This window comes from uncultured Campylobacter sp. (assembly GCF_938045225.1).
Classification (GTDB): domain Bacteria; phylum Campylobacterota; class Campylobacteria; order Campylobacterales; family Campylobacteraceae; genus Campylobacter_A.
In genome coordinates this window covers 1-4,333 of record NZ_CALINL010000111.1, presented here as the reverse complement: position 1 = coordinate 4,333, position 4,333 = coordinate 1, and the positions used below count along the sequence as shown (strand labels likewise).

General features: G+C 38.7%; 3 protein-coding genes. All 3 read right to left on the bottom strand.

All coding sequences use genetic code 11. The features are described 5' to 3' along the window. Window positions 1-248: 248 nt before the first annotated feature. Window positions 249-914 carry a SprT family zinc-dependent metalloprotease gene (locus tag Q0200_RS04455; RefSeq protein WP_297938231.1) on the bottom strand — a complete coding sequence of 222 codons (666 nt, stop codon included), beginning with the start codon at window positions 912-914 and terminating at the stop codon, window positions 249-251. Beyond that, window positions 904-3,975, bottom strand: coding sequence for a type I restriction endonuclease subunit R (locus tag Q0200_RS04450; protein WP_297938228.1), 3,072 nt, complete (start codon window positions 3,973-3,975; stop codon window positions 904-906). The genes Q0200_RS04455 and Q0200_RS04450 overlap by 11 nt, the downstream gene beginning before the upstream one ends. A gap of 17 nt (window positions 3,976-3,992) precedes the next feature. Next, on the bottom strand, window positions 3,993-4,333 hold a 341-nt coding region (locus tag Q0200_RS04445; protein WP_297938226.1), incomplete at its 5' end, for a hypothetical protein.

The window sequence follows — 4,333 nt, the reverse complement described above, 5'->3', positions numbered from 1 at the left end:
TTTATTTTTCATCGAACTCATCGTAACTTAATGCTCCTTGTATTTGTATTAAGTTTCGTTGAGCCTTTTATTATATAAATAGAGTCGAATTTTAAGCGGAATCGCCCTTTTTAGAGCGATCCGTACGACTGCGCTTTTAGGCACTGGAGCGCGGAGAGTTTTACCTGCGCATTTTTTCCGAAAACTTAACCGCTCGGCAAAATCATATTTCTTACGCTTTTTTAGAAAACTCAGGTAGCAAAAATATTTTACGCCACGGCTCTCTCTAAAATTTCCTTTCGTTTTTGCCAATCAGGCATGTAAAGGCTCAAATAATCATAAAATTTCTTTGAGTGGTCTGGATAGTGCAAGTGAGCTAGCTCGTGAAATACGACATATTCGATGCACGATTTTGGCTTTTTGATAAGCTCTATATTTAAATTTATATATGATTTATAGGAATTGCAGCTCCCCCATCTCGTCTTCATCTGCCTTATTCTTATGCTTTTGATATCTTGTTTTACTATCTTGTTAAACTCTTGCAAGATGTTAAAAAAATATAACGTCGCCTTTTCGTAATACCACTCATAAATCAAATTTTCTTTTCGCTTTAGGTCGCTTTTATCTTTTACAAATAGCTCTAGATAACCCCTTTGAAGCTTTACGCACTCCTCCTTAGATTGCACCACTTTTAGCCTATAACTTCGCCCAAGATACCTGAAATCCTCGCCGCTTACATACTCTTTTTGTGGCATCTTAAACGAAGCAAAAAACGCCCGCTTTTGCGCTATCCACTGGGCTCTTTTTTGCATGATAAATTTTATATGCTCATCGTTTGCCGAATTTGGCGCAGTTAGTATCGCTTCGCCGTTTGGCCTAACTTTTAAAGTGATATTTTTTACATCTTTTTTGATGATTTTTACGTCACTTTGCATAAAAGCTTATCCCTATACCACGGATAGTTTGATAAATTTTCTCTTTATCATCGATAGATACGCCGTATTCATCCTCTACATCCCAAAGAGCGTCTTCCATCGCGCTTGTTATCTCGTTTTCCACGTCCATATTTTTGTGCCATTCTGGTTTTTTAGAGGCTTTTTCATAAATTTCATAAAATTTCAAGCTCAAATTTTTAGCGACCGTCTCGACATCCGCAAGCCCCACATCGCCCAAAATATCAAGCAAATTATCATAAATGGCAAATAAAATTTCCTTGCCGTTAAACTCTTTTGGATATCTATCTTCATTTGGTTTTAAAGCCCCTGTTATCAGATCTTTTAGCTGTTTTGCTTTGGCAAGTTTTTCTTCTTCGCTAAGTCTTTTAGCCTTATACTCGTCGATGACGTCTTGTATCTGTTTGGCTATTGATTTATAAAACGCCGGATTTGACTCCATTTTTTCTTTTACCACCGCACTTACGGCGCTGATTATCGTATCAGCTTTTGCATTTTTGCCTTCGATTCTTTGTACCTCGTCATCAAATTCCGTTTCAAAGATATTCACGAGTTTTGTAAGCTCATTGACCTCTTTTGCGCTCACATACGTATCAAGCAGCTTTTGCATCTGTGCTTCGTATTTGCCAAAGTCGCAAGCCTCGTGATACCTTAGCTGCACCGCCTTTCTTAGTTCGTTATAAAATTTAACTCTTTGCTTATAAGCTTTTATCTCCTCGTCGCTTAAGATATCGCAAATTTTCTCACTCGAAAGCGCTAGTTTAAAAGCTCTAGCAAACTGCGACAGCCACTCTTTAAAGTCATCTCTTTTTTGCACGTCCTCTAAAACCGCCACGTAGCTTTCTAGATCGTCTTTAAATTTAACACCGCTAAAAAGATCGTCTAAATAAGTATAATAGGTCTTTGCCTTTATTATCTCGCTTCTTACGTCTATCACGGCTCCGCTTAGATCCTCTAGGTCAAAACCGCTTAGCGACGCGTAGCTAGTAAGCGCCTCATCAAGCTCGCCCAAAAGCCCTCTATAATCAATAATGTAGCCATAATCTTTTCCGTCATAAAGCCTATTTACTCTAGCTATTGCTTGGAGCAGATTATGCTCTTTTAGCTGTTTATCTATATAAAGTGTGCTTGCTCTTGGTGCGTCAAATCCCGTTAAAAGCTTATCCACAACGATAAGCAGATCTATCTCGTCGCCGTTAACAAATTCGTCTTTTACATACTTTAGATACGCCTCCTCGCTGCCGTAGTCTTTTATCGTCTCTTGCCACGCCTTTGCGACATACTCTTTATGCCCACCCTCAAGCTCTTCGTGCTCGTTGCTTGATATCACGTAAGCAGTCCTTATCTCTCCGTACTCTTCAAATATCTCATGATATTTTATAGCGTCATATTTTCTTTGCGTTGCCAGCATCGCTTTAAAGCCACTTTTTTTCAAAGTCTTTTTAATGTGCTCATTTATATCAACCGCTATTAGCTCTAGCCTTTGCTCGCTTGATGCCACACGCTCAAACCTCGCCCACTTTTGCTGTAAGTCCCTTTTAGCCTCATCGCTTAGCTCTCTTGATATGAGATCAAATTTCCTAGTTAGCCCATCGGCATTAAGCACCTCTTGGCCCACGTATCGCCCCTCATAAAGTAGCGGCAAAACAGCCCCATCTTTTACCGCGTCATCTATCGTATATCTATGTATCTCTCCGCCAAATTTAGCAAAGCTATTTTTCTCACGCTTTAAAAGCGGCGTCCCGGTAAATCCTATATAACAAGCAAGAGGCAACGCCTTTTTCATAGCCTTATGCAGATCGCCGCCTTGCGTGCGGTGGCTCTCATCCACTAGCACAAATATATCGCCATCTCTTATCACTACCTTTTGATTTTTCACCTTTTCAAATTTATGCACGAGCGTAGTTATCACGCTAACGCCGCTTTGTAGCTTTTCTATCAGATCGCTTCCGCTACTTGCTCGCCCTGCTTTTACGTCCGTGTTTTCAAAGGTTTCGTGTATCTGCCCATCTAGATCTATCCTATCAGTTACTACAATGATCTTTGAGTTTATATAAATTTGCTTTAAAAGCTTTGTTAGCATTACCATCGTGAGCGACTTGCCGCTTCCTTGCGTGTGCCATATGAGTCCACCCACTCTTGCGCCATCTTTTTTCGCCGACACTCGCTTTAGCGTCTCTTCTATCGCAAAAAACTGCTGATAGCGACAAACTTTCTTCATCCTTTTATCAAACAGTATATAGTGCCTAATTAGCCTTAGTAGCCTATCTTTAGATAAAAGCGCAAAAAGCGTAGTATCAAGCGTGCTTATCTTTCTATCTTTTATCGCGCCGTTTAGGCTCTCATTTGCACCTTCTTGCTCTTTCCACACGCTATAAAATTTAAACGGCGTGCCAGTTGTGCCGTATCTTGCCTCACTTCCGTTTGCGGCGATAGTTAGCTGGATGTATTTAAAAAGATGCGCTATCTCATCTTTGCCCTGCTCTTTTTCTAGCTGTTTTATGCCGTTTTCAAGGCTCACGCTTGATTTTTTAAGCTCGATTACGACTATGGGTATACCGTTTATAAAAAGCACAAGATCGGGTCTTCTGTGTTTTTGCGCCTCGCCTTGATTTATCCTGCTTACTTCAAACTCTTCCGTTACGTAAAAGTCGTTGTTTTGTAAATTTTCAAAGTCTATAAATTTAAAAGAGAAGCTCCTTTTTGTCCCGTCTTCTAAATTTTCCTCAAGACTAGTGCCAAGCAAGAGCAAATTCGTGATCTTTTCATTTGCGATCATTAGCCCTTCGTTTAGTGAAACTCCCGCTAGCTCATCGACTGCTTTTAATATACTGCTTTGGCTAAATTTATATTGCTTGCCCTTATACTCATAACCGTTTATCTCGCCAAGCTTTTGGGTTAAAATTTCCCTAAACAAAACCTCGCTAGATTTACCGCCGCGAAGCTTTAGATTTTCTTCTCTGCCTATAAATTTATAGCCTAAGTTTTGTAGTAAATTTATGCTGTTTTGCTGGATTTTGTTTTCTGAAGTATCTGGGGTCATTTGGTATCCTTTTTTGGCTAACTTCTCTTTAAAGATTTTTTTATGATTTCGTTATTATCGTATTTATTAGTAGTACTAATATCATTCAATAAAAACCTCAATGCCTTTTTAGTATCTTCATCTATCTCATCTTTTTTAAAGCGTATAACAGAGAAAAAATCATCATCTAACTTATCAAAACTCTTCTCCAGTAAATCCGCAGTGTGCTCATTTTTATTTTGATTTAGTTTTGCTATTTTAGCTGTTCCAATATAATTTCCATTATTCCATATATAAAACGAGGTTTGATATCCGTGGTCATCCCATGAATATTTTTTTAAATATATGTTATTTGTTTTGTTAGTGTCTTCTAATTTAA